At 70.8% G+C, this 21669-nt stretch carries 19 protein-coding genes; 11 read left to right on the plus strand and 8 right to left on the minus strand.

From position 1 onward, the window contains the following. The 5 genes from cbiQ to mshC are packed head-to-tail and all read left to right on the plus strand — an operon-like array spanning position 1 to position 4071. The gene (gene cbiQ / locus LL946_RS16755) at positions 1 to 762 is read left to right on the plus strand and encodes a cobalt ECF transporter T component CbiQ (protein ID WP_404382671.1); all 762 of its coding nucleotides are present in this window, start codon (positions 1 to 3) and stop codon (positions 760 to 762) included. Next, complete coding sequence (locus tag LL946_RS16760; RefSeq protein ID WP_404382673.1) at positions 759 to 1490, plus strand: energy-coupling factor ABC transporter ATP-binding protein; 732 nt, start codon at positions 759 to 761, stop codon at positions 1488 to 1490. The genes cbiQ and LL946_RS16760 overlap by 4 nt, the downstream gene beginning before the upstream one ends. Before the next feature lie 9 nt (positions 1491 to 1499). Continuing rightward, positions 1500 to 2009 carry a DUF3090 domain-containing protein gene (locus LL946_RS16765; protein WP_404382675.1) on the plus strand — a complete coding sequence of 170 codons (510 nt, stop codon included), beginning with the start codon at positions 1500 to 1502 and terminating at the stop codon, positions 2007 to 2009. Positions 2010 to 2012: 3 nt separating this feature from the next. Beyond that, positions 2013 to 2804 (plus strand): SCO1664 family protein, encoded by a 792-nt coding sequence (locus tag LL946_RS16770; protein ID WP_404382677.1) that lies wholly within the window; start codon positions 2013 to 2015, stop codon positions 2802 to 2804. Positions 2805 to 2826: 22 nt separating this feature from the next. Beyond that, positions 2827 to 4071 (plus strand): cysteine--1-D-myo-inosityl 2-amino-2-deoxy-alpha-D-glucopyranoside ligase, encoded by a 1245-nt coding sequence (gene mshC / locus LL946_RS16775; protein WP_404382679.1) that lies wholly within the window; start codon positions 2827 to 2829, stop codon positions 4069 to 4071. Positions 4072 to 4113: 42 nt separating this feature from the next. Here the strand turns inward: mshC and LL946_RS16780 are convergent, their stop codons facing one another. Then, complete coding sequence (locus LL946_RS16780) at positions 4114 to 4959, minus strand: PAC2 family protein (RefSeq protein WP_404382681.1); 846 nt, start codon at positions 4957 to 4959, stop codon at positions 4114 to 4116. Positions 4960 to 5007: 48 nt separating this feature from the next. On the opposite strand from LL946_RS16780, the gene LL946_RS16785 reads away from it, so the two are divergent. Continuing rightward, positions 5008 to 5715: an HAD family hydrolase gene (locus tag LL946_RS16785; RefSeq protein ID WP_404382683.1), complete on the plus strand. Its 708-nt coding sequence runs from the start codon at positions 5008 to 5010 to the stop codon at positions 5713 to 5715. Here LL946_RS16785 and LL946_RS16790 read toward each other — a convergent pair. Both LL946_RS16790 and LL946_RS16795 read right to left on the minus strand, forming a co-directional pair. Further along, complete coding sequence (locus tag LL946_RS16790) at positions 5644 to 6489, minus strand: RecB family exonuclease (protein ID WP_404382685.1); 846 nt, start codon at positions 6487 to 6489, stop codon at positions 5644 to 5646. The genes LL946_RS16785 and LL946_RS16790 overlap by 72 nt on opposite strands. Positions 6490 to 6702: 213 nt before the next feature. Then, the gene (locus LL946_RS16795) at positions 6703 to 7974 is read right to left on the minus strand and encodes an MFS transporter (protein ID WP_404382687.1); all 1272 of its coding nucleotides are present in this window, start codon (positions 7972 to 7974) and stop codon (positions 6703 to 6705) included. A 140-nt stretch (positions 7975 to 8114) separates the two neighbouring features. Here LL946_RS16795 and LL946_RS16800 point away from each other — a divergent pair, with 140 nt between their 5' ends. Then, positions 8115 to 8624 carry a MarR family winged helix-turn-helix transcriptional regulator gene (locus LL946_RS16800; protein ID WP_404382689.1) on the plus strand — a complete coding sequence of 170 codons (510 nt, stop codon included), beginning with the start codon at positions 8115 to 8117 and terminating at the stop codon, positions 8622 to 8624. A 36-nt stretch (positions 8625 to 8660) separates the two neighbouring features. Here the strand turns inward: LL946_RS16800 and metH are convergent, their stop codons facing one another. After that, complete coding sequence (gene metH / locus LL946_RS16805) at positions 8661 to 12392, minus strand: methionine synthase (RefSeq protein WP_404386937.1); 3732 nt, start codon at positions 12390 to 12392, stop codon at positions 8661 to 8663. A 134-nt stretch (positions 12393 to 12526) separates the two neighbouring features. Between metH and LL946_RS16810 the strand changes: the two genes are divergently transcribed. The 3 genes from LL946_RS16810 to arc are packed head-to-tail and all read left to right on the plus strand — an operon-like array spanning position 12527 to position 16347. Further along, complete coding sequence (locus LL946_RS16810; RefSeq protein WP_404382691.1) at positions 12527 to 13627, plus strand: site-2 protease family protein; 1101 nt, start codon at positions 12527 to 12529, stop codon at positions 13625 to 13627. Between the two features lie 11 nt (positions 13628 to 13638). Beyond that, positions 13639 to 14649: a tRNA (adenine-N1)-methyltransferase gene (locus LL946_RS16815; protein WP_404382693.1), complete on the plus strand. Its 1011-nt coding sequence runs from the start codon at positions 13639 to 13641 to the stop codon at positions 14647 to 14649. Between the two features lie 33 nt (positions 14650 to 14682). Then, positions 14683 to 16347: a proteasome ATPase gene (gene arc, locus LL946_RS16820; protein WP_404382695.1), complete on the plus strand. Its 1665-nt coding sequence runs from the start codon at positions 14683 to 14685 to the stop codon at positions 16345 to 16347. Between the two features lie 106 nt (positions 16348 to 16453). On the opposite strand, the gene LL946_RS16825 is transcribed toward arc, so the two are convergent. The 4 genes from LL946_RS16825 to LL946_RS16840 form a co-directional block, all read right to left on the minus strand. Then, positions 16454 to 17227, minus strand: a complete 774-nt coding sequence (locus LL946_RS16825) for a hypothetical protein (RefSeq protein WP_404382697.1) — start codon at positions 17225 to 17227, stop codon at positions 16454 to 16456. Between the two features lie 489 nt (positions 17228 to 17716). Next, entirely contained in the window at positions 17717 to 18076 is a 360-nt protein-coding gene (locus tag LL946_RS16830; protein WP_404382699.1) for a DUF3054 domain-containing protein, read from the minus strand. Further along, positions 18069 to 19058 carry a ribose-phosphate diphosphokinase gene (locus LL946_RS16835; RefSeq protein ID WP_404382701.1) on the minus strand — a complete coding sequence of 330 codons (990 nt, stop codon included), beginning with the start codon at positions 19056 to 19058 and terminating at the stop codon, positions 18069 to 18071. Before LL946_RS16835 ends, LL946_RS16830 begins: the two co-directional genes overlap by 8 nt. Before the next feature lie 21 nt (positions 19059 to 19079). Continuing rightward, on the minus strand, positions 19080 to 20048 hold the full coding sequence (locus LL946_RS16840; RefSeq protein ID WP_404382703.1) for an alpha/beta hydrolase: 969 nt from the start codon (positions 20046 to 20048) through the stop codon (positions 19080 to 19082). A 69-nt stretch (positions 20049 to 20117) separates the two neighbouring features. Between LL946_RS16840 and dop the strand changes: the two genes are divergently transcribed. Then, positions 20118 to 21644 (plus strand): depupylase/deamidase Dop, encoded by a 1527-nt coding sequence (gene dop / locus LL946_RS16845; RefSeq protein WP_404382705.1) that lies wholly within the window; start codon positions 20118 to 20120, stop codon positions 21642 to 21644. Positions 21645 to 21669 lie beyond the last annotated feature (25 nt).

Below are 21669 nucleotides of genomic sequence, written 5' to 3' on the forward strand. Positions count from 1 at the left end.
GTGGGTGCGGGACACGGCTCGCACCTGCACGTCGAGGGCGACTCACCGGTGCACCGGCTTCCGGCGCACGTCAAGCTCGTCGGGCTCGTCGCCTTCGTCCTGCTCGTCGTGGCCCTTCCGCGTGGTGCCCACGGCCCTCGCGTCCTCACGCTCCTCGTGGCCGTCGGAGTCGTCCTCGCCACGCGGGTCCCGTGGCAACACGTCGCCAGTCGCCTCGTCGTCGAGACGCCCTTCGTCGTCTTCGCGCTCGTGCTGCCGTTCGTCGCGACCGGGCCACAGCGCCGGCTCGGTCCCGTGACGGTGTCGCGGGACGGGCTCGACGCCGGGCTCGCCCTCCTCGTCACGGCGACGACGAGCGTCCTCATGGCGATCGCGTTCGCGACGACGACGTCGAGCCGCGACCTCGTCCGGGCGCTGCAGCACCTGCGCGTGCCGGACCGGCTCGTGCAGATCCTCTCGTTCATGGTCCGATACCTCGGTGTCGTCGGATCGCAGGCCCAGCGCATGAAGGTCGCACGGGACTCCCGCGCGTTCCGTCCCCGCTCGCTCGGGTCGTGGCCCGTCATCGCCTCCAGCGCCGGGGCACTGTTCATCCGCAGCTACGAACGTGGGGAGCGCGTCCACCTGGCGATGCTGTCGCGCGGGTACACCGGGCAGCTGCCCGTCACCGACCCCCTGCGCGCGACGCCGCGCGAGTGGGTGCGTGGTCTCCTGCCGGCAGCGCTCGCCGTGGTCGCGCTCGTCGTGGGGTATGCCGCATGAGCACCCCCGTCCTCGACGTCCGTGGTCTCGCCTTCGCCTACCCGGACGGGCACCAGGCGCTCTTCGGCGTGGACCTCCACGTCCATCGGGGGGAGCGGGTAGCCCTGCTCGGGCCGAACGGTGCCGGCAAGACGACGCTGGTGCTCCACCTCAACGGGATCCTCGAGGCCGGTGCAGGGAGTGTCACCATCTCGGGGATGCCGGTGACGCGGGCCAACCACCTCGAGATCCGTCGACGGGTCGGCATCGTCTTCCAGGACCCCGACGACCAGCTCTTCATGCCGACGGTGCGCGACGACGTCGCCTTCGGACCCGCGAACCTCGGCCTGCGCGGCGACGAGCTCGACGCCCGGGTGCAGAGGGCGCTCACGGCCGTGGGCATGGAGGAGCTGGCCGACCGCCCGCCGCACCACCTGTCCTTCGGCCAGCGGCGCCGGGTCGCGATCGCCACGGTGCTGGCCATGGAGCCCGAGATCCTCGTCCTCGACGAGCCCTCCTCGAACCTCGACCCCGCCTCCCGACGCGAGCTGGGCGAGCTCGTGGACTCGCTCGACGTGACCGTCCTCATGGTCACCCACGACCTGCCCTTCGCGCTCCAGCTCTGCGAGCGCTCGGTCGTGCTCTCCGAGGGCGTCGTGGCCGCGGACGGGCCGACCCGTGCCCTCCTCGGCGACGAGGTGCTGCTGCGCACGCACCGCCTCGAGCTGCCCTGGGGCTTCTCGGGTTAGTCTGCGCGCATGGCGATCAGTGACTTCGACCCGCCAGAGCGATTTGTCGCCGGCACCGTCGGTCCACCCGGCAGCCGCACCTTCTTCCTGCAGGCCCGCGGTAGTGGCCGACTCGTGTCCGTCTCGATCGAGAAGGTCCAGGTGGGCATCCTCGCCGACCGGATCGTTGACCTGCTCGACTCGGTCGGGGGACCCGAGGGCTCCGACGCCGTCGCCGAGCACCACCCCGACACCGAGGCCCTCGAGGCGCCGATCGAGGACGAGTTCCGGGTCGACACGGTGAGCCTGGCCTGGGACGAGGGCCGGTCGGCCGTGGTCATCGAGTGCCACGACAGCGACCCCGAGCAGGTGCCGCCGGCCGACACGGTGCGCGTCGTCCTCGACGCGACCAGCGCGCGTGCCTTCGCCCGCCGGTGCCAGGCCCTCGTGGCTGCGGGCCGTCCACCGTGCCCCTTCTGCGGTCAGCCGCTCGACGCCGAGGGGCACATCTGCCCACGGTCCAACGGCTACAAGCGCTAGCACGTGGGCACCGACGTCGAGCAGCTGCTCGCCGCGGGGGAGGTCGAGCTCCTCGGGCGGATCCTCGGCTCGTCCAACGGTGCCGTCCTCGTCCGGGTCAGCCTCGACGGCGAGTCGCGCCTGGCGATCCACAAGCCGGTGGCGCTCGAAAGGCCCCTCTGGGACTACCCGGACGGCACGCTCGCGGGACGGGAGCGGGCGGCATACGTCGTCAGCGAGGCGGGCGGGTTCGGCATCGTTCCGCACACCGTGCTGCACGAAGGGCCCTGGGGAGTGGCAGCGACCCAGGAGTGGGTGGGCCAGCCCGAGACCACTCCGGACCTCGTGGTCGACGTCGTCCCCCCGGACTCCGTCCCCGCCGGGTGGCGCGAGGTCCTGCGCGGGGAGACGCCCGACGGCGAGGAGGTCGTCGTGGCCCACGCCGACGAGCCCGACCTCCGCACCACGGCCGTCTTCGACGCGCTCATCAACAACTCCGACCGGAAGGGCGGACACCTGCTGCTGGTGGCCGGAAGCCTGTGGGGCGTCGACCACGGCGTGAGTCTCGGCGTCGAGCCGAAGCTGCGCACCGTGCTCTGGGGGTGGGCCGGCGAGCCGATCGCCCGGACCGACCTCGCCCGGGTGGAGCGGGTCCGAGCCGGCCTCGAGACGGGCGACCTCGGTGACCGGTTGGGCGAGCTCCTCACGACCCTTGAGGTCGAGGCGCTGCGCCGGCGCGCCGAGCGGCTGCTCTCCTCTGGGACCCACCCGCTGCCGACCCCGGGGTGGCCGGCCATCCCGTGGCCGGCGATGTGAGACGCCGCCGTAGGCTTCCTCCGTGATCTCGTGGCCCACCCCCTTCCTGCCCGCCATCCCCGGACACGGAGACGTGCTCCGGCTGCACGACACGAGCTCGGGGGAGCTGCGTGAGGTCGCACCGGGTCCGGTCGCCCGGCTCTACGTCTGTGGCATCACGCCCTACGACGCCACCCACCTCGGCCACGCCGCGACCTATGTCGCCTTCGACCTCGTCGGTCGCGTGCTCCGCGACAACGGGCACGAGGTCCACTACACCCAGAACGTCACCGACGTCGACGACCCGCTGCTCGAGCGGGCCGCGCGCGACGGCATCGACTGGCGCGACCTCGCGGTGGCGGAGGCAGACCTCTACCGGGAGGACATGACCGCACTCCAGGTCATCCCGCCCCGGGACTACGTCGGCGTCGTCGAGGCCATGCCGACGATCGCGGCCCTCGTGCGGCGCACGGTCGAGAGCGGGGCGGCATACGAGCTCCAGGCGGAGGATGCCGCAGGACCGGACCTCTACGTCGACCTGAGCCACGTCGAGGACTTCGGCGCGGTTTCGGGCTGGAGCCGGGGCCAGATGCTCGCGGTCTTCGCCGAGCGCGGGGGCGACCCCGACCGCCCCGGCAAGCGCGACCCCCTCGACCCGCTGCTCTGGCGCGCCGAGCGCGAGGGCGAGCCGGCGTGGGAGTTCGAGGGCCTGCCCAAGGGTCGTCCCGGCTGGCACGTCGAGTGCACCGCGATCGCGCTGGACCGGCTCGGCGTCCCGATGGACGTCAACGGAGGTGGCTCGGACCTGATCTTCCCGCACCACGAGATGACCGTCGCCCAGGCCAGCGCCATCGGGATCCACGACTACGCCGCGGTGCACTCGCACGCCGGGATGGTTGGCCTCGGCGGCCACAAGATGAGCAAGTCCCTCGGCAACCTCGTGCTCGTCTCCCGGCTGCGGGAGGACGGCGTGGACCCGATGGCCATCCGCCTCGTCCTGCTCGGGCAGCACTACCGCACGGACTGGGACTACACCCCGCAGCTGCTCACGGCGGCCGAGGCGCGGCTGGCTCACTGGCGCGAGGCGCTCTCGGTCAACGCCGCTCCCTCGTCCGACGACACGGTGGCGGCCATCCGAGCGGCGCTCGCGAATGACCTCGACGCCCCGGCCGCTCTCGCTGCCGTCGACGCCTGGGCTGAGCGCACGTTGACGGACGGTGGCGACGAGCCGTCCGCGCCGGGCGTGCTCGCTCGGGCGCTCGACGCGCTCCTCGGCGTCCGCGTGTGACCGGCTGCGGCCCCTCGCATCGTCCGTGACGCGCCAGCCGCCTCAGTCCTCGGTGCCGCGCTTGCGCAGGTAGCGCTCGAACTCCTTGGCGATGGCGTCGCCGCTGGCCTCGGGGAGCTCGGCGGTGTCCTGGGCGTCCTCGAGGGACTCGACGTACTCGGCGACCTCGGAGTCCTCGGAGGCGAGGGCATCGAGGCCGTTCTCCCAGGCGCGGGCGTCCTCGTCGAGCGCGCCGTGGTCGATGGGCCCGTCGAGGAGGTCCTCGAGGCAGGTGAGGATCGCCCGCGTCGCCTTCGGTGACGGCGTGTGGTGCGCGTAGTGCGGCACGGCGGCCCAGACCGAGATCGAGCTGACCCCGACCTGGACTGCGGCGTCGGCGAGCACGCCGACGATGCCGGTCGGACCCTCGTAGGTGCTGGCCTCGATGTCGTGGCGGTGGCGGGTGTCCTCGTTGTCGGAGGTCGCGGTGACCTGGATGGGCCGAGTGTGGGCGACGTCGGCGAGGAGTGCCCCCAGCGTGATCACCGTGGTCACGTCGGCTGCCTGGGCGAGCTCCATGAGCTCGATCGCGAAGGCCCGCCACCGGAACGACGGCTCGACGCCCTGGATGAGCACGACGTCGCGCCCGATGGGGGTGTTGGTCGCCACGAGGATGCGCGTGGTGCGCCAGCTGATCCGGCGACGGCCGCCCTCCGACACGACCCGGGGCCGGTTGACCTGGAAGTCGTAGTAGTCCTCGGGGTCGAGTGCGGCGACCGGCTCCGCACCCCAGACCTCGGCCAGGTGCTCGATGACGCCGGTCGCGGCCTCGCCCGCGTCGTTCCACCCCTCGAAGGCCGCGATCATCACGGCGTTCTCCAGCTCCGGCAGGTCTTCGAGCTCGATCAACACGTCCTCCTCGTAGGTACGTCTCCACCCTATTCGTAGACTTCGCCCATGACGTTGCCTGCGGCGGTTCTCTGGGACATGGACGGGACTCTCGTCGACACCGAGCCCTACTGGATCGCCGCCGAGCACGCCATCGTCGAGGAGCACGGCGGGGTCTGGTCGGACGAGTTCGCCCACCAGCTCGTCGGCAACGACCTCATGGTCAGCGCCCAGTTCATCCGGGACAACTCGCCGATCACGTGGGAGCCGGAGCGGATCATCGAGGAGCTCCTCGTGCGGGTCACGGCCCAGGTGCGCGAGCACGTGCCGTGGCGGCCCGGCGCGCGGGAGCTGCTGGCTGCCCTGATCGAGGCCGGGGTCCCCAACGCGCTCGTGACGATGTCGTGGCGTTCGCTCGCCAGTGCGGTCGTCGAGGCGTTGCCGGACGACACCTTCGCGGTCGTCGTCACCGGTGACGAGGTCGAGCACGGCAAGCCACATCCCGAGCCCTACCACGCGGCCGCGCGGCTCCTCGGGGTCGAGGCACGCGACTGCATCGCCATCGAGGACTCGCCGACGGGCGTGCGCTCGGCCGTGGCGGCCGGTGTGCCCACCATCGCGGTGCCCCACGTGGTGCCCGTGCCGCTGACCCGCGGCGCAGTCCAGCTCCCGAGCCTGCGTGGACTCTCGCCGGAGGACCTCGTGTCAGTCGTCGCCGACGAGCGCCTCGCCCGTGACGCGCGGATCGAGGACGAGACGCCCCGCGTCGGCGGGTAGCGGCGGGGGAGTGCCGCCCCACTCGGGGCAGAGCTCCTTGAAGTCGCACCAGTCGCACAGCCGTGACGTGCGCGGCCGCCAGTCGCCGGTCTCACTGGCCCGCACGATCGCCTGCCACACGGCCTTGACGTTGCGCTCGAGCCCGAGCAGGTCGTGCTCGTCGGGCTCGTAGCGCACGATCTCGCCGTTGCCGAGGTAGACGAGCTGGAGCTGCCGGGGAATCTCGCCACGCTGGCGCCACAGGACGAGCGCGTAGAACTTCATCTGGAACAGCGCCTTGCCCTCGAACGCCTCGCGCGGCGACTTGCCGGTCTTGTAGTCGACGACGCGCATGGCGCCGTCGGGCGCGATGTCGAGCCGGTCGACGTAGCCGCGCAGGGTCAGCCCGTCGACCTCGGTCTCGACGTAGAGCTCTCGCTCGGCGGGCTCGAGCCACTGGGGGTTCTCGAGGGTGAACCAGCGCTCGACGAGGGCACCGGCAGCGGCGAACCAGCCGTCCTCGGTGAGGCTCTCGTCGTCCTCGATCATCGTGGCCAGCTCGGGCCGCTCCTCGACGAGGCTCGCCCAGCGCGGCTCGAGCAGGGCCAGGGCCGCCTCGGGGGTGCGCTCTGCGGCGGGGAGCTCGAAGAGGTGCTCGAGCACCTCGTGGACGAGGGTCCCGCGCGCGGCCGCCGGCGACGGCGGACCGTCGAGCTTGTCGATCGTCCGGAACCGGAACAGCAACGGGCACTGCTTGAAGTCCGCTGCGCGGCTCGGGGACAGTGCGGGGACCATGGACGACACCGTATGCCGTCCCACCGACACGTCCGCGCACCTCGCCGCGCGCCCACCCTCCTGCCGGCTTGCGTCCAGCAGGATGCCGGCCTGGCCCCCAGAGTGGCGGACGCAGGCGTGGCTGAGCGGGCGGCATACGGCTTGCGTCCGGCAGGATGCCGGCCTGGCCCCCAGAGTTGCGGACGCAAGCAGGAGGTCGGCCGTTCCGACGGGTCAGGCGACGAGGACGGCCTCGTCCGCCGTGGCCCGCGCAGCAGGAGCCGCCTGCGCGGCAGCGGAGCGCATCGCCCCGCGAAGGCGCCACGCGGCATACACGGCAAGGACGCTAATCGCGAGGTGCAGCCCGAGGAAGCCGTTCGCGAACCCGGCACCGAGCAGCGCGCCGGCGACGAGGGGGCCGAGCGCCGAGAAGGTCGTCTGGAGGGCACCGAAGATCCCCAGGGTCTGGCCCACCATGCCGCGCGGCGCCAGGGAGGCGGTCAGCGGGTTGAGGACCGGGCTGTACATCGTCTCGCCGACGGCGAAGATCCCGAAGGTCGTGACGAACATCGCCGACGCCACGCCGGGGGCGAACTGGGCCGACGAGAGCACGACCCACGAGAGGACCCAGATCGCGCCGACGGCCATGAGCAGGGTGGGCGCGCTGCGGTGGGCGGTGAGGCGGACGACGATGACCTGGAGGGCGACGATGACGATGGCGTTGACCGCCGCTGCCGTGCCGATGGCAGCGGTGTCGATGTCGAGCACGGTGAGGCCGTAGGCCGGGAGCCCGGACTCGAACTGGGCGTAGAAGCCGAGCGCGAGGGTCACGGTGACCACTGCGGTCCAGCGCAGGGCCGGGCTGGCGAAGATCAGCCGGAGCGACTCGCGCGGGCTCGCCGGCACGGACACGTCGGTGACGATGTCGCTGCCGGGGTGGACGCCCGCACCGCGACCGGCGAGGCCGATGACGAGGGACGAGATCGCGAAGCCCGCTGCGGCGGTGACGAACCCGACGTCGAGGCCCTGCACATCCCGCAGGTCGACGAGGTGCCCGGCGATGTAGGCGCCGGCCGCCATGCCCAGGGCCTCACCGGTGAACTTGTAGGCGAAGATCCGGCGACGGTCGGCGTTGGCGACCCACCGCAGCACGAGGACCTGCTTGGCGGGCACCGCCGCGGTGAGACCGAGGCCGAAGACGAACATCCCGGCGAGGAAGGCCGCGGGGGAGTCGGCGAACACCAGCGCACCGACGCCGAGTGCGCCGATGAGCTGGGACAGGACGGCGACGAGCACCGGGTCGAAACGGTCGCTCAGCCGACCCGCCACGGGAGCCGCCACGAGCGCACCGACCGAGAACAGCGACGACGCAGCAGCGGCGGCGAGGGCTCCCCAGCCCCTGGTGTCCGCGGCATACGCGTACTGGAAGGGCAGCACGGCACCCCATCCGAGCATGCCGATGGACGAGGCGAGGACAAGCAGCTTGGCGCGCACGACGAGGAGCACCTTTCCGGTGTGATGGCGGGGAAGGACCCCGAACCGCACCGGACCGGGACCCACATGTCGGCTTCGATGCCGAAGAGTTCGAACCCGAACGTTCGATATCGAAAGGTTAGCATTCGAACAACACATGCGAGAATCGGGGTATGCCCCGACGCCAGAGGTCCGCAGCGCAGCAGCACCGTGACGCCGTCGCGGCCTATGTCGCGGCCGGTGGCGAGGAGTCGGTGCAGCGGGTCATCACGGCGCTCTACGGCGTGACCAAGAAGCTCGACCAGTGGTACGCGCGCCAGCTCGCCGACCTCGACCTCACCCAGGGGGAGTGGGCCGTCGTCGCCTCGCTCGCCAAGGCGGGCGAGGCCTGCCAGACCCCGAGCCAGCTCGCCGAGCTCACGAGTGTCGCCCCGTCCTCGATGACACACCGGCTCGACAAGATGGTCCAGCGAGGCCTGGTCGAGCGCCGGCCCGACGCCGACAACCGCACGCGCACCCTCGTCTCGCTGACGCAGGACGGCTGGGAGCTGTTCACCCAGTCCATCCGTGAGTCCGACGTCGTCGAGAGCGACGTGCTCCGCGGGCTCGACGCGGACGAGCGCGGTGAGCTGGCCCGCCTCCTCGAGGAGGTCATCGCCGAGCTCGACGACGTCGACGCCTGAGCCGGCTCAGCCCTGTCGCGACGTCGCCGAGCGACGTCAGTCCTCCGGCTGGTAGCCCAGGTTCGGCGCGAGCCAGCGCTCGGCCTCGGCGAGTGACCAGCCCTTGCGCGCGGCGTAGTCCTCGACCTGGTCGCGCCCGAGCCGGCCGACGACGAAGTACTGACTCTGCGGGTGCGAGAAGTACCAGCCGCTGACGGCGGCGCCGGGGAGCATCGCCATCGACTCGGTGAGCTCCATCCCGGCCCGCTCGCGTGCACCGAGGAGCGAGAAGATCGTCTCCTTCTCGGTGTGGTCCGGGCAGGCGGGGTAGCCGGGCGCGGGTCGGATGCCGTCGTACTTCTCGGCGATGAGGTCCTCGTTGCTCAGGTGCTCGGCACCGGCGTGACCCCACAGCTCGCGCCGCACGCGCTCGTGCATCCGTTCGGCGAACGCCTCGGCGAGCCTGTCGGCCAGCGCCTCGACCATGATCGCGCTGTAGTCGTCGAGCTCCTCCTTGAAGGCCATGATCCGGTCGTGGGCCCCGAGGCCGGTGGTGACCGCGAAGGCGCCGACGTGGTCGCGGATGCCCGTCTCCTTGGGCGCGACGAAGTCGGAGAGGCACCGGTTGGGCACGCCCTCACGGTGCTGCCCCTGCTGCCGGAGCCCACGGATCGTCGTGAGGACCGTCTCGCGCGACTCCTCGGCGTAGACCTCGATGTCGTCGCCGACGGAGTTGGCCGGGAACAGCCCGACGACGCCGTTGGCGGTGAGCCACTTCTCCTCGATGATCCGGTCGAGCATCTCGTTGGCGTCGTCGTGGAGCCGGCGCGCGGTCTCACCGGTCGCGGGGTTCGAGAGGATGTCGGGGTAGCGCCCCTTCATCTCCCAGGCCTGGAAGAACGGCGTCCAGTCGATGTAGCGGCGGAGCTCGTGGATCGAGTAGTCGGAGAACGCCCGGGTGAACTGGGCCGCCGCTCGGTGCCAGTGGGAGTCGGTGCGCCCCGACCACACGTCCTTGCTCTGCTGGGCGAGCAGGTGTGGACGGAACGGCCGGTATGCCGTCCAGTCGACCGGGGTGCGTGCCTCGCGGGCCGCGTCGAGCGGGACGAGCGGGCGCTCGCTCCCCTTGGCGGCGTGGCGGGCCCGCATCGAGTCGTAGTCGGCCGTGATCCCTGCGAGGAAGGTGTCGCGCTGGGTGTCGGACAGCAGCTGGCTGGCCACCGGCACCGAGCGGGAGGCGTCCTTGACCCAGACCACCGGCCCGCTGTACTGGCCGTCGACCTTGACCGCGGTGTGGGCCCGTGACGTCGTCGCGCCGCCGATGAGCAGCGGGATGGTGAAGCCCTGTCGCTCCATCTCGCTCGCGACCCGGACCATCTCGTCGAGCGAGGGGGTGATGAGCCCGGAGAGCCCGATGATGTCGGCGCCCTTCTCCCTGGCCGTGTCGAGGATCTTCTGCGTGGGCACCATGACGCCGAGGTCGATGACGTCGTAGTTGTTGCACTGGAGCACGACCCCGACGATGTTCTTGCCGATGTCGTGGACGTCGCCCTTGACCGTCGCCATGACGATGAGGCCCTTGCTGTTCTGGGTGGTGACCCCTGACCGCACCTTCTCGGCTTCGATGTAGGGGATGAGGTGGGCGACTGCCTTCTTCATGACGCGCGCCGACTTCACGACCTGCGGGAGGAACATCTTGCCCGCCCCGAAGAGGTCGCCGACGACGTTCATCCCGTCCATGAGCGGGCCCTCGATGACCTCGATCGGCTTGCCACCTGCCTCGTCGATCTCCTGTCGCAGCTCTTCGGTGTCATCGACGACGAAGTCGTCGATGCCCTTGACGAGCGAGTGGGTGATCCGGTCGCGCACGGGCAGCCCCCGCCACTCGGACTGGGTCACCTCGGGCGCCGCCTCGCCGGTGTTGTTGAACCTGTCGGCGATCTCGAGGAGGCGCTCGGTGGAGTCGGCACGCCGGTTGAGCACGACGTCCTCGATCCGCTCGCGCAGCTCGGGGTCGAGGTCGTCGAGGACGACGAGCGCACCGGCGTTGACGATGCCCATGTCCATCCCGGCCCGGATCGCGTGGAAGAGGAAGACGGCGTGGATCGCCTCACGCACGGGGTTGTTGCCGCGGAAGGAGAAGGACACGTTGGAGACGCCACCCGAGACGAGCGCGCCGGGCAGGTTCTCCTTGATCCAGCGCGTCGCCTCGATGAAGTCGGTGCCGTATGCCGCGTGCTCCTCGATGCCCGTGGCGACGGCGAAGATGTTGGGGTCGAAGATGATGTCGTGCGGGTCCATCCCGACCTCCTGCGTGAGCAGGTCGTAGGCCCGCTGGCAGATCTCCTTGCGACGTTCGAGCGAGTCGGCCTGGCCCTCCTCGTCGAAGGCCATGACGACGACAGCGGCGCCGTACTTGCGACAGAGGCGCGCCTGCTCGAGGAAGGGCTCGACGCCCTCCTTCATCGAGATCGAGTTGACGATCGCCTTGCCCTGGGAGCACTTGAGCCCGGTCTCGATGACCTCCCACTTGCTCGAGTCGATCATGAGCGGGACCCGGCAGATGTCGGGTTCGCTGGCGACGAGCTTGACGAAGCGGTCCATCGCCGCGACGCCGTCGATCATCCCCTCGTCCATGTTGATGTCGATGACCTGCGCGCCGGCCTCCACCTGCTGACGGGCGACGGAGAGCGCGGTGGGGTAGTCCTCCTCCTTGATGAGGCGACGGAATCGCGCGGACCCCGTGATGTTGGTGCGCTCGCCGACGTTGACGAACAGCGAGTCCTCGTCGACGGTGAGCGGCTCCAGGCCGCTGAGGCGCAGGGCGCCCGGCACCTCTGGACGCACGCGGGGGGTGCCCTTCGCCGCCACCTCGGCGATGGCCCCGATGTGCTCGGGCGTCGTCCCGCAGCAGCCGCCGAGGATGTTGACCAGCCCGCTCGACGCGAACTCGCCGACGACCGACGCCATCTGGTCCGGCGTCTCGTCGTACTCACCGAAGGCGTTCGGCAGCCCCGCGTTGGGGTAGGCCGACACGAAGCAGTCGGCGATCCGCGACAGCTCGGCGATGTAGGGGCGTAGCTCGTCGGCTCCCAGCGCACAGTTGAGACCGACGACGAGCGGGCGGGCGTGCCGCACCGAGTTCCAGAAGGCCTCGGTCACCTGGCCCGACAGGGTGCGACCCGAGGCGTCGGTGATCGTCCCGGAGACGATGACCGGCCAGCGCCGGCCGAGCTCCTCGAAGAGGGTCTCGAGCGCGAAGATCGCCGCCTTGGCGTTGAGCGTGTCGAAGATCGTCTCGACGATGAGGGCGTCCGCACCACCGTCGACGAGGCCACGGGCCTGCTCCGAGTAGGCCTCGACGAGCTCGTCGAACGAGATGTTGCGGGCGCCGGGGTCGTTGACGTCGGGGGAGATCGACGCCGTCCGGGTCGTGGGTCCGAGCGCGCCCATGACCCAGCGGGGCCGGCCCGTCGCCTCGGCCACGGCGTCGCAGGCGCTCCGGGCCAGGCGCGCGGCCTCGAGGTTGATCTCGTACGCGAGGTCGGCCATGTCGTAGTCGGCCAGCGAGATCCGCTGCGCGTTGAACGTGTTGGTCTCGACGAGGTCCGCGCCGGCCTCGAGGTAGGCCCGGTGGATGTTCTCGATGATCCCCGGGTTGGTCAGGCTGAGCAGGTCGTTGTTGCCGCGCAGGTCGCTCGGCCAGTCGGCGAAGCGCTCGCCCCGGTAGTCCTCCTCGGAGAGCCCTTCCCGCTGTATCATCGTGCCCATCGCGCCATCGAGGACCATGACGCGCTCGGACAGCGCGGCCGTGAGGTCGGCCGTCGCGTCGGGGCGGTGGTCGATCACGGTGTCGGACGGGGTCGTCGCGGTGGAGGTGCTCACCCGGTCGAGTATGCCGCCGCCCTTGTAGGGTCGCGCCCATGGCCGCACCCAGTGAGACGCATTCCTCCGGTCTCGTCATCGCCCGGGTGCGTGGGATCCCCGTCCAGATCGGTCCCAGCTGGCTCCTCCTGGCCGCCTTCATCACCTTCATCGTGGGGTCGGGCGCTCCCGAGCTCGGCGCACTCGCCTACGTCGTCGGTGTCGCGTATGCCGTCTCACTCCTGGTCTCCGTGCTCGTCCACGAGGGCGCCCACGCGGCGACCGCCCAGGCCGTCGGACTCCCAGTCCACCGGGTGGTGGCGGACCTCTGGGGTGGGCACACGGCATACGACCCTCGTCTGTCGACCCCGGGAAAGGCCGCGCTCATCGCGGTCGTCGGACCGGTCGCCAACCTGGTGCTCGGGGCGCTCGCCTGGGTGGCGTCGTTGGCCGTCACCGCGGAGGTCCCCGGTCGCGTGCTCTACGGAGTCGCGTTCGTCAACGTCCTCCTCGCCGTGTTCAACCTTCTCCCGGGACTGCCGCTCGACGGCGGTCAGCTCGTCGACGCCCTCGTCTGGCGGCTCACCGGCCGGCGTGAGGCGGGTCTCATCGCCGCGGGCTGGACCGGCCGGATCGTCACGGTCGGCGTGATCGTCTGGTTCGTCGTGCTGCCCCTGCTGTCGGGGGACCAGCCGTCGCTCACGTCCGTGGTGTGGATGGGCCTCATCGCGGTCTTCATGTGGCAGGGCGCTACGGCCGCGATCCGGACGGGGCAGGCGCGGCAGATGCTCGCGCGCGGCTCCGTCGCGCAGGTCGTCCAGCCGGTGCCCGTCCTGCGACCGCACGAGGTCCTCGAGGCGGCAGCGGCGACGGCCGGCTACGCCGTGGTCCTCGACGGCTCCGGTCGGCCCCATGCGCTCGTCCTGCCCGAGGACGCGGCGAGTGTGCCCCGCGAGCGCTGGGCGAGCACACCGGTCTCGGCCCTCGCGCGGGTGCAGCCCGACCGCTGGGTCGCCGAGACGCGACGCGAGGACGACCTCACCGCCGTCGTCACCGCCATCCAGGAGACGCAGAGCCCGGTGGTCGTCGCCGTCGAGGACGGGCGGGTGCTCGGGCTGGTCACCGTCGAGGCGGTCAACCGGGCCATCGGCGGCAACTAGACTCCCCGCTCATGAGTGCGACCGGTGCCGACCTTCGACGTGGACCCTTTGCCGAAGGTGAGCGGGTGCAGCTCACGGACTCCAAGGGCCGGCTCCACACGATCACCCTGGCGCCCGGCAAGCAGTTCCACACGCACCGCGGCTACCTCCAGCACGACGACCTCATCGGCGCCCCCGACGGCTCGACCGTGACCAACACCGCCGGGTTCGAGTACCTCGCGCTGCGGCCGCTGCTCTCCGACTACGTCATGTCGATGCCGCGCGGCGCCGCCGTCGTCTACCCCAAGGACGCCGGGCAGATCGTCACGATGGCCGACATCTTCCCGGGTGCGGTCGTCGTCGAGGCCGGTGTCGGCTCCGGCGCCCTGTCGATGTCGTTGCTGCGCGCGGTCGGCGAGACGGGCCGCCTGCACTCCTTCGAGCGACGCGAGGACTTCGCCGACATCGCGATGGCCAACGCCCGCGCCTACTTCGGCACCGACCACCCGGCCTGGACGGTCACCGTGGGCGACCTCGTCGAGGCGCTGCCTCAGCACGTCGAGCCGGGCACGGTCGACCGGGTCGTCCTCGACATGCTGGCGCCGTGGGACTGCCTCGAGGTCGTCGGCCAGGCGCTCGCCCCCGGCGGTGTGCTCATCTGCTACGTCGCCACGGCCACCCAGCTCTCCAAGGTCGCCGAGGCCATGCGTGACGCGGGGGAGTGGACCGAGCCGTCTGCGTGGGAGTCGCTCGTGCGCGGCTGGCACCTCGAGGGCCTCGCCGTCCGCCCCCAGCACCGGATGCACGGTCACACCGGCTTCCTCATCACCACGCGCCGCCTCGCCCCCGGCGTGACGCCGCCGCTGCGCAAACGCCGCCCCGGCAAGGGCTACGAGGGCGCCGACGGTGATACGGATGCGGACGGGGCGACGGCCGAGGCGCTGCCCGGCGCCACCGCCGAGGAGTGGACGCCGGAGGCCATCGGCGAACGTGTCCCGTCCGACAAGCGAGTCAGGAAGGTCAGGCGCAGCGTCACGGGTTAGCGTGGAGGTGCACGCCACGCCGAGGAGGCCACGATGACCGAGTTCACCCCTCCGTCCGACCGCGATGCCACGCGTCGCCTCGAGGGCCAGGTCGCCGACCTGCGCTCCCAGGTCAACACCGTCTCGGCGCAGAACGAGCGCCTCGTCCGCACCCTGCGTGACGCGCGCGAGCAGATCATCACCCTCAAGTCCGAGGTCGACCGGTTGGGCCAGCCGCCCTCCGGCTACGGCATCGTCCTCGAGACCTTCGACGACAAGACCGTCGACGTGCTCACCGGTGGACGCAAGATGCACGTCGCGGTGAGCCCCACCATCGAGCCCGGCGAGATCGAGGTCGGCCGCGAGGTCATGCTCAACGAGGCCATGAACGTCGTCGCCGTCCACGGCTACGAGCGGGCCGGCGAGATCGTCCTCCTCAAGGAGATCCTCGACGACGACCGTGTCCTGGTGCTCTCTCGCGCGGACGAGGAGCGGGTCTGCCGGGTGGCGGCATCGCTGGCCGACAAGAAGCTGCGCGTCGGTGACGCCCTGCTCCTCGAGCCCCGCAGCGCGTTCGTCTACGAGCAGATCCCCAGGGCCGAGGTCGCCGACCTCGTCCTCGAGGAGGTGCCCGACATCGCCTACGACGACATCGGCGGCCTCGGCAGCCAGATCGAGCTCATCCGCGACGCCGTCGAGCTGCCCTACCTCCACCCCGACCTCTTCACCGAGCACCACCTCAAGGCGCCCAAGGGCGTCCTGCTCTACGGCCCTCCCGGCTGTGGCAAGACGATGATCGCCAAAGCGGTCGCAGCCTCGCTGTCGCGCAAGATCGCCGAGAAGGAGGGGCGTGAGCCGGGCGCGAGCTACTTCCTCAACATCAAGGGCCCCGAGCTGCTCAACAAGTACGTCGGCGAGACCGAGCGGCACATCCGCGTGATCTTCCAGCGCGCTCGCGAGAAGTCCTCCGAGGGCTTCCCCGTGGTCGTCTTCTTCGACGAGATGGACAGCCTCTTCCGGACCCGCGGCTCGGGCGTCTCCAGCGACGTCGAGACGACGATCGTGCCGCAGCTCCTCAGCGAGATCGACGGCGTCGAGGGCCTCGAGAACGTCATCGTCATCGGCGCCAGCAACCGCGAGGACATGATCGACCCCGCCATCCTGCGCCCGGGCCGCCTCGACGTGAAGATCAAGATCGAGCGCCCCGACGCCCAGAGCGCCACCGAGATCTTCAGCAAGTACCTCACCGCCGACCTTCCGCTCCACGCCGACGACCTGGCCGAGAACGGCGGCTCCCCGGAGGCGACCGTCGACGCCATGACCGAGGCCGTGGTCACCCGGATGTACGCCGAGGACGACGAGAACGAGTTCCTCGAGGTGACCTACGCCGGTGGCGACAAGGAGGTCCTCTACTTCAAGGACTTCAACAGCGGCGCGATGATCCAGAACATCGTCGACCGTGCCAAGAAGATGGCCATCAAGGACTTCCTCACCACCGGTCAGCGCGGCCTGCGGGTCGACCACCTCCTCCAGAGCGTCGTCGACGAGTTCAAGGAGAACGAGGACCTGCCCAACACGACCAACCCGGACGACTGGGCGAGGATCTCGGGCAAGAAGGGTGAGCGGATCGTCTACATCCGCACGCTCATCAAGACCAAGGAAGGCAACGAGCCCGGCCGGTCCATCTCGACCATCGCCAACACCGGCCAGTACCTCTGACCCCACCCCCCACTGATTGCCCGTTCGGCCGTTGCGATCCGCCCCACTGATTGCCCGTTCGGCCGTTGGGGTCCACACCCATCGGGCACTCAAGGGAGGAGCGTGGTCACCAGACCTTGCGCTCGAACTCCTTTGTGAGCCGGCGCCGCCACGCGAGCAGCTGCATCTCCACGAGGCAGTCGGTCAAGGGGTGGTTGCAGCAGGAACACCTGAAGACTGCCGTGACCCGACGGTTCTGAGCACCAGCTGCCTGACTCTGGAACCGCGAGTGGATGACAGATCCGTCGATGGCGTCCCGAGGGCTCCAGCGGACGAACCTCAGCCCCAGGTCTTCCATCGCCGTCTGGCGCACCCGCTCTCGGCCGAGCGCCTGGACCACGGAGGCTTCGCCCGCTTCGCCCAAGAGGTATTTGGCGATGCCGTCGGCCTCACCGACGATTCCGAGGTCGGGCCAAAGGGCGTCGGGGCGGCCGACGAACTCCCCGTCGGGGGTGTAGACGTTGACCTGGGGTGTGCCTGTGGGAATGCCCCAGTCAGCCATCGCCCACGCGGACGCCGACTCGAGCCAGTTCTCCCGCCGGCCGTCGACGAGCAGCAGAACGTCGTTCGACGCCGCGACGTGAGGCCAACGTCGCTGGTGCCGCCGCATGTCGAACAGCGCGTCGAGGCTGGTGAGGCCGCCCCTCACAGCTCCGTCCGCGATGGCGAGGGCATCCCGTGCATGCACCTCTCGGCAGCAGTCGAGCACGACACGCGGCACGATCAACCCCGGGATCCCGTGGCGGATCACCACGTGTTCTGGTGGTGTCTCCCCGCGATGGAACCGGCACCAGCTCACCCGTCTGCTGGTCCGCACGTCGTGCAACACGGTCATCGACACGTGTTTCGGGGGATGCGAGGGACGTGGAAGGCCGAGGAGCACGGCCTGACTCGTGTGGCTGACGACGGCATCCGGGACGATTCGGACCGCAGCGTCAATCAGAAGCCGGTGACGCGACCAGGGTGAGGCGGCCTCCCACGGCTCGCGGACGGCATACAGACCTCGCGCTGGCGACACGAGGACTCCCGCGCTCAACGCGTACTTGACTCGAGTCCGCGGTATGCCGGTCGCGCCGGACTCGCTCGGGGCGAAAGGTTGCGGCAGCGCCCGAAATGCCTGCACGGATGTTTCATCCATGGCCGGGACGTTGCAGGGTGGCGCAGCGCCGCGGAAGGGCCAATCGGCCGGCCTGTGGACAGCGGTCACGCGTGGAGCGCCCCTGTGGACGCCTGCCGAACGGGCAATCAGTCGGACGAGTGACCGGCCGAACGGGCAATCAGTCGCGCGCCGGGGCGCTGGAACTGGCAATCAGTTGGGGGACGCGGGGTGCTAGGAGACCCAGCGAGCGGCGAGGCGCCAGCTGATCATGGTCACCGTCAGGAAGAGCGTGACGACGACGACGAACGACGGCGCGGTGCCCGCTGTGGCGAGGCGGCGCAGGAGCATGCCGACGACGACCGTCGACACGACGACGACGGCGCCGAACTGCCAGGTGCGGGGTGGGGCCTCGAGGGTGAGCGAGGCGAGGAGCCAGCCGCCGGCCGTCCCGCAGAGGAAGGGTGCCGCCGTCTCGAGGACACCGGCGACAGTGATGCCGTGGGCGTGCGAGCGGCGGCCGACGAGGGCGAAGACGAGGACGGCGAGGAGGTCGAGGGCGGGCGCGAGCAGACGTCCCACGCGGTCAGCCACCGACCTTGTCGAAGAGGGAGCCCTGGGGCGGGGCGTGCATCGGGTCGACCCCGTCGAAGAGGATGCTCACCGACTCGCCGCCGTGGATCCGGGTGATCGCTTCGGCGAACAGCCCTGAGACGGTGCGTACCTGGAGCTCGGGCCAGCCCGACGGGGCGGGCACGGTGTCGGTGGTGACGACCTGGCTCACCATGGGGTGGCGGCGCAGCCTCTCGACGGCGCGGCCCGCGAAGAGGCCGTGGGTGCAGGCGACGGCGGCCTCGGTCACGCCGAAGTCCGCGAGCCGGTCGAGGAGCTCGATGATCGAGCCACCGGTCGCGATCTCGTCGTCGAGGACGATGGCGCGCTTGCCGCGCACGTCGCCGACGATCGAGTCGATGACGACCTTGTCGTCGCTCTCACGCTTCTTGCTGCCGGCGGCCACGGGCAGGCCGAGCAGCCGCGAGAACTGGGTGGCCTCCTTGGCGTTGCCGAGGTCGGGGGAGACGACGACGGAGTTGGTGAGGTCCGTCCCGCGGAAGTGGTCGGCGAGGACGCCGAGCGCGGTGAGGTGGTCGACGGGGACCGAGAAGAAGCCGTGGACCTGCGGTGCGTGGAGGTTCATCGTCAGCACCCGGTGGGCGCCGGCCGTCGAGATGAGGTCGGCGACGAGCCGGCCGCCGAGGGAGATGCGCGAGGCGTCCTTCTTGTCCGAGCGGGCGTAGGCGAAGTGCGGGATGACGGCGGTGATCTGGGCCGCCGAGGCGCCGCGAGCGGCGTCGATCATGAGGAGGAGCTCCATGAGGTGCTCCTGCGTGGGCGGGACGAGCGGCTGGACGATGTAGACGTCGCGCTGGCGGCAGTTCGCGAGGAGCTGCGCCTGCAGGCAGTCGTTGCTGAAACGCTTGATCTCGCTGCGGGAGAGCGGGACTCCGAGCTGGTCGCAGATCTGGGCCGCCAGGGCCGGGTGGGCACTGCCGGAGAAGACGACGATCTCTCGCATGGTCCGACCCTAGGCCAGAGGTCAGGTCAGGTGACGCCGCAGTTCACTGACGAGCTCCCACCGGTGCTGCGAACCGGCGGCAGACGCCCCGGGGAAGCTCGCGAAGCCGTGCGGGACCCGCAGGTAGTTGGTGAGGCGGACGTCCACGCCCGCCTCGCGCAGCGCGACGGCATACCGGCTCCCGTCGTCCCGGATCGGGTCGAGGTCCGCGGTCTGGATGAGCGCGGGTGGGAGGCCCTCGAGGTCCCCGAACAGGGGTGAGAGGAGCGGGTTCTCCCAGTCCTCCTCAGGGCTGTAGTGGTCGCGGAAGGCGAGGAGCGAGTCCCGGGTGAGGATCGGGGCGTTGGGGTGCTCGTCGATGGACGGCGACGCCATCGTGAGGTCGGTGGCCGGGTAGAGCAGCGCCTGGTGGCGGATCCAGTCCGAGCCGCTCGCACCCACCACTTGGGCGACGACGGCGGCGAGGTTGCCCCCCGCGGAGTCGCCGGCGACCGCCATCCGGTGCGCGTCCGCACGCAGCACGTCGGACTGGGCCGCGATCCACGTCGTGGCATCCACGGCATCGAGGGCCGCGGTCGGCCCCGCGTGCTCGGGCGCGAGCCGGTAGTCCACGCTCACGACGACGGCACCCACCTGGGCCGCGAGGTAGGTGCACATCGGGTCGTAGTTGACGACGTTGCCGAGGACCCAGCCGCCGCCGTGGAACCACACGATCACCGGCACGTCGTCCTGCGCGTCCCGGATGGCGCGCGGGCGGTAGATCCGCAGCGGGATCTCGTAGCCGTCGCGCGCCGGCGCCGTCCCGAACGTGATCCCCACGGCGGGATCGGCGACACCGGTGACCCACGAGTGCGGCGGAGCCGTGCGGTGGGTCTGGGCGCGTGCCTCGTGCCGCTGCTGCTCGTCCATCCGCTCGACCGGCACCCTCATCCGGTCGATCACGGCCACGGTGGCCGTCGTGAGTGGGGACATCCCGCGGTACGAGCGCATGCCGGGAGTATGCCGTGGACATGGTTGGCTAGCACCCATGGCCAGCATCGGTGTCGCAGTGGGGGTGTCATGACGGTCCGCCGGGTCATGGGCATCGAGACCGAGTACGGCATCTCGGTTCCGGGGGCCCCGGGTGCGAACCCGATGGTGCTCTCCGGTGACGTCGTGACGACGTATGCCGCGAGCCGGGGCATCCGTCCCGCGCAGGCTTCCTGGGACTACGCGGACGAGGCGCCGCTGCGCGACGCCCGGGGCTTCGACATGGGGCGCGGGACCGCCCACCCCAGCCAGCTCACCGACGTCGAGGACCCGACGATGGCCAACGTCGTCCTCACCAACGGGGCGCGCCTCTACGTCGACCACGCCCACCCCGAGTACTCCTCGCCCGAGGTGACCAACCCGCGGGACGCCGTCGTCTGGGACAAGGCCGGCGAGCTCGTCATGCGCGAGGCTGTGCACCGGCTCGCGACCGTGCCGCCCGGGGTCAACCTCTACAAGAACAACACCGACGGCAAGGGCGCCTCCTACGGCACCCACGAGAACTACCTCATGTCGCGCCGAACGCCGTTCTCGCGGATCATCTCCCAGCTCACGCCGTTCTTCGTCGTGCGGCAGGTCATGAGCGGTTCGGGACGAGTCGGCATCGGGGTGGACTCGCGCACCCCCGGCTACCAGGTGGCGCAGCGCAGCGACTTCTTCGAGACCGAGGTCGGGCTCGAGACGACGCTCAAGCGACCGATCATCAACACCCGCGACGAGCCGCATGCCGTGGCCGACCTCTACCGGCGCCTCCACGTCATCCTCGGAGACGCCAACCACTGCGACGTCGCCAACCTGCTCAAGATGGGCTCGACCTCGCTCGTCCTGGCGATGATCGAGGACGACGCCTTCACGACCGACCTCTCCGTGGCCTCACCGGTGCGCACCCTCCATGCGGTCAGCCACGACCCGAGCCTCCAGTCGACGATCGAGCTCGTCGACGGCCGCTCGATCCGGCCGGTCGAGCTGCTCCGGACCTTCCACGAGCTCGCCGCCGGCTACGTCGAGGCGAAGTGGGGGAGTGACGTCGACGCCGAGACGACCGAGGTCCTGCACTGGTGGGACCGCGTCCTCACGGCACTCGAGGGCGACCCGATGGACGCCCGTCGCTGGGTCGACTGGGTGGCCAAGCTCTCGGTGCTCGAGGGCTACCGGGAGCGTGACTCCCTCGGCTGGGGCGACCCGCGGCTGCGGGCCGTCGACATCCAGTGGTCCGACGTGCGGGCCGACCGCGGCCTGGCCCACCGGCTCGCCGCGACCGGCCGGGTCGAGGTGCTCGTCGGTGAGGACGAGGCGGCCCTCGCCATGGACGCGGCACCCGAGGACACCCGGGCGTGGTTCCGGGGCGCGTGCCTGCGCAAGTTCCCCGAGTCGGTGGTCGCCGCGTCGTGGGACTCGGTCGTCGTCGAGGTCCCGGGGGAGAGGACCCTGCAGAGGATCCCGATCCTCGAGCCCCTGCGAGGAACCAAGGCAGCGGTCGGCGACCTCGTCGACGGTGCGGCCGACATCCGCTCACTTCTCGAGTCCCTCGCCGTCGTCGACGGACCGGCGGACTAGGCTCGCACCACCAGGCACCCCCCGG

Origin of the sequence: Knoellia locipacati (assembly GCF_044791685.1) — a bacterium.
Taxonomy (GTDB): Bacteria; Actinomycetota; Actinomycetes; order Actinomycetales; family Dermatophilaceae; genus Knoellia; species Knoellia locipacati_A.

Coding starts and splice junctions, on each gene's coding strand:
- LL946_RS16785 (WP_404382683.1), top strand. CDS start 5,008: ATGACGTTGCCTGCGGCGGTTCTCTGGGACATGGACGGGACTCTCGTC.
- LL946_RS16810 (WP_404382691.1), top strand. CDS start 12,527: ATGGCCGCACCCAGTGAGACGCATTCCTCCGGTCTCGTCATCGCCCGG.
- LL946_RS16790 (WP_404382685.1), bottom strand. CDS start 6,489: ATGGTCCCCGCACTGTCCCCGAGCCGCGCAGCGGACTTCAAGCAGTGC.
- arc (WP_404382695.1), top strand. CDS start 14,683: ATGACCGAGTTCACCCCTCCGTCCGACCGCGATGCCACGCGTCGCCTC.
- LL946_RS16800 (WP_404382689.1), top strand. CDS start 8,115: ATGCCCCGACGCCAGAGGTCCGCAGCGCAGCAGCACCGTGACGCCGTC.
- LL946_RS16835 (WP_404382701.1), bottom strand. CDS start 19,058: ATGCGAGAGATCGTCGTCTTCTCCGGCAGTGCCCACCCGGCCCTGGCG.
- LL946_RS16815 (WP_404382693.1), top strand. CDS start 13,639: ATGAGTGCGACCGGTGCCGACCTTCGACGTGGACCCTTTGCCGAAGGT.
- LL946_RS16840 (WP_404382703.1), bottom strand. CDS start 20,048: ATGCGCTCGTACCGCGGGATGTCCCCACTCACGACGGCCACCGTGGCC.
- LL946_RS16760 (WP_404382673.1), top strand. CDS start 759: ATGAGCACCCCCGTCCTCGACGTCCGTGGTCTCGCCTTCGCCTACCCG.
- metH (WP_404386937.1), bottom strand. CDS start 12,392: ATGGTCCTCGATGGCGCGATGGGCACGATGATACAGCGGGAAGGGCTC.
- LL946_RS16765 (WP_404382675.1), top strand. CDS start 1,500: ATGGCGATCAGTGACTTCGACCCGCCAGAGCGATTTGTCGCCGGCACC.
- dop (WP_404382705.1), top strand. CDS start 20,118: ATGACGGTCCGCCGGGTCATGGGCATCGAGACCGAGTACGGCATCTCG.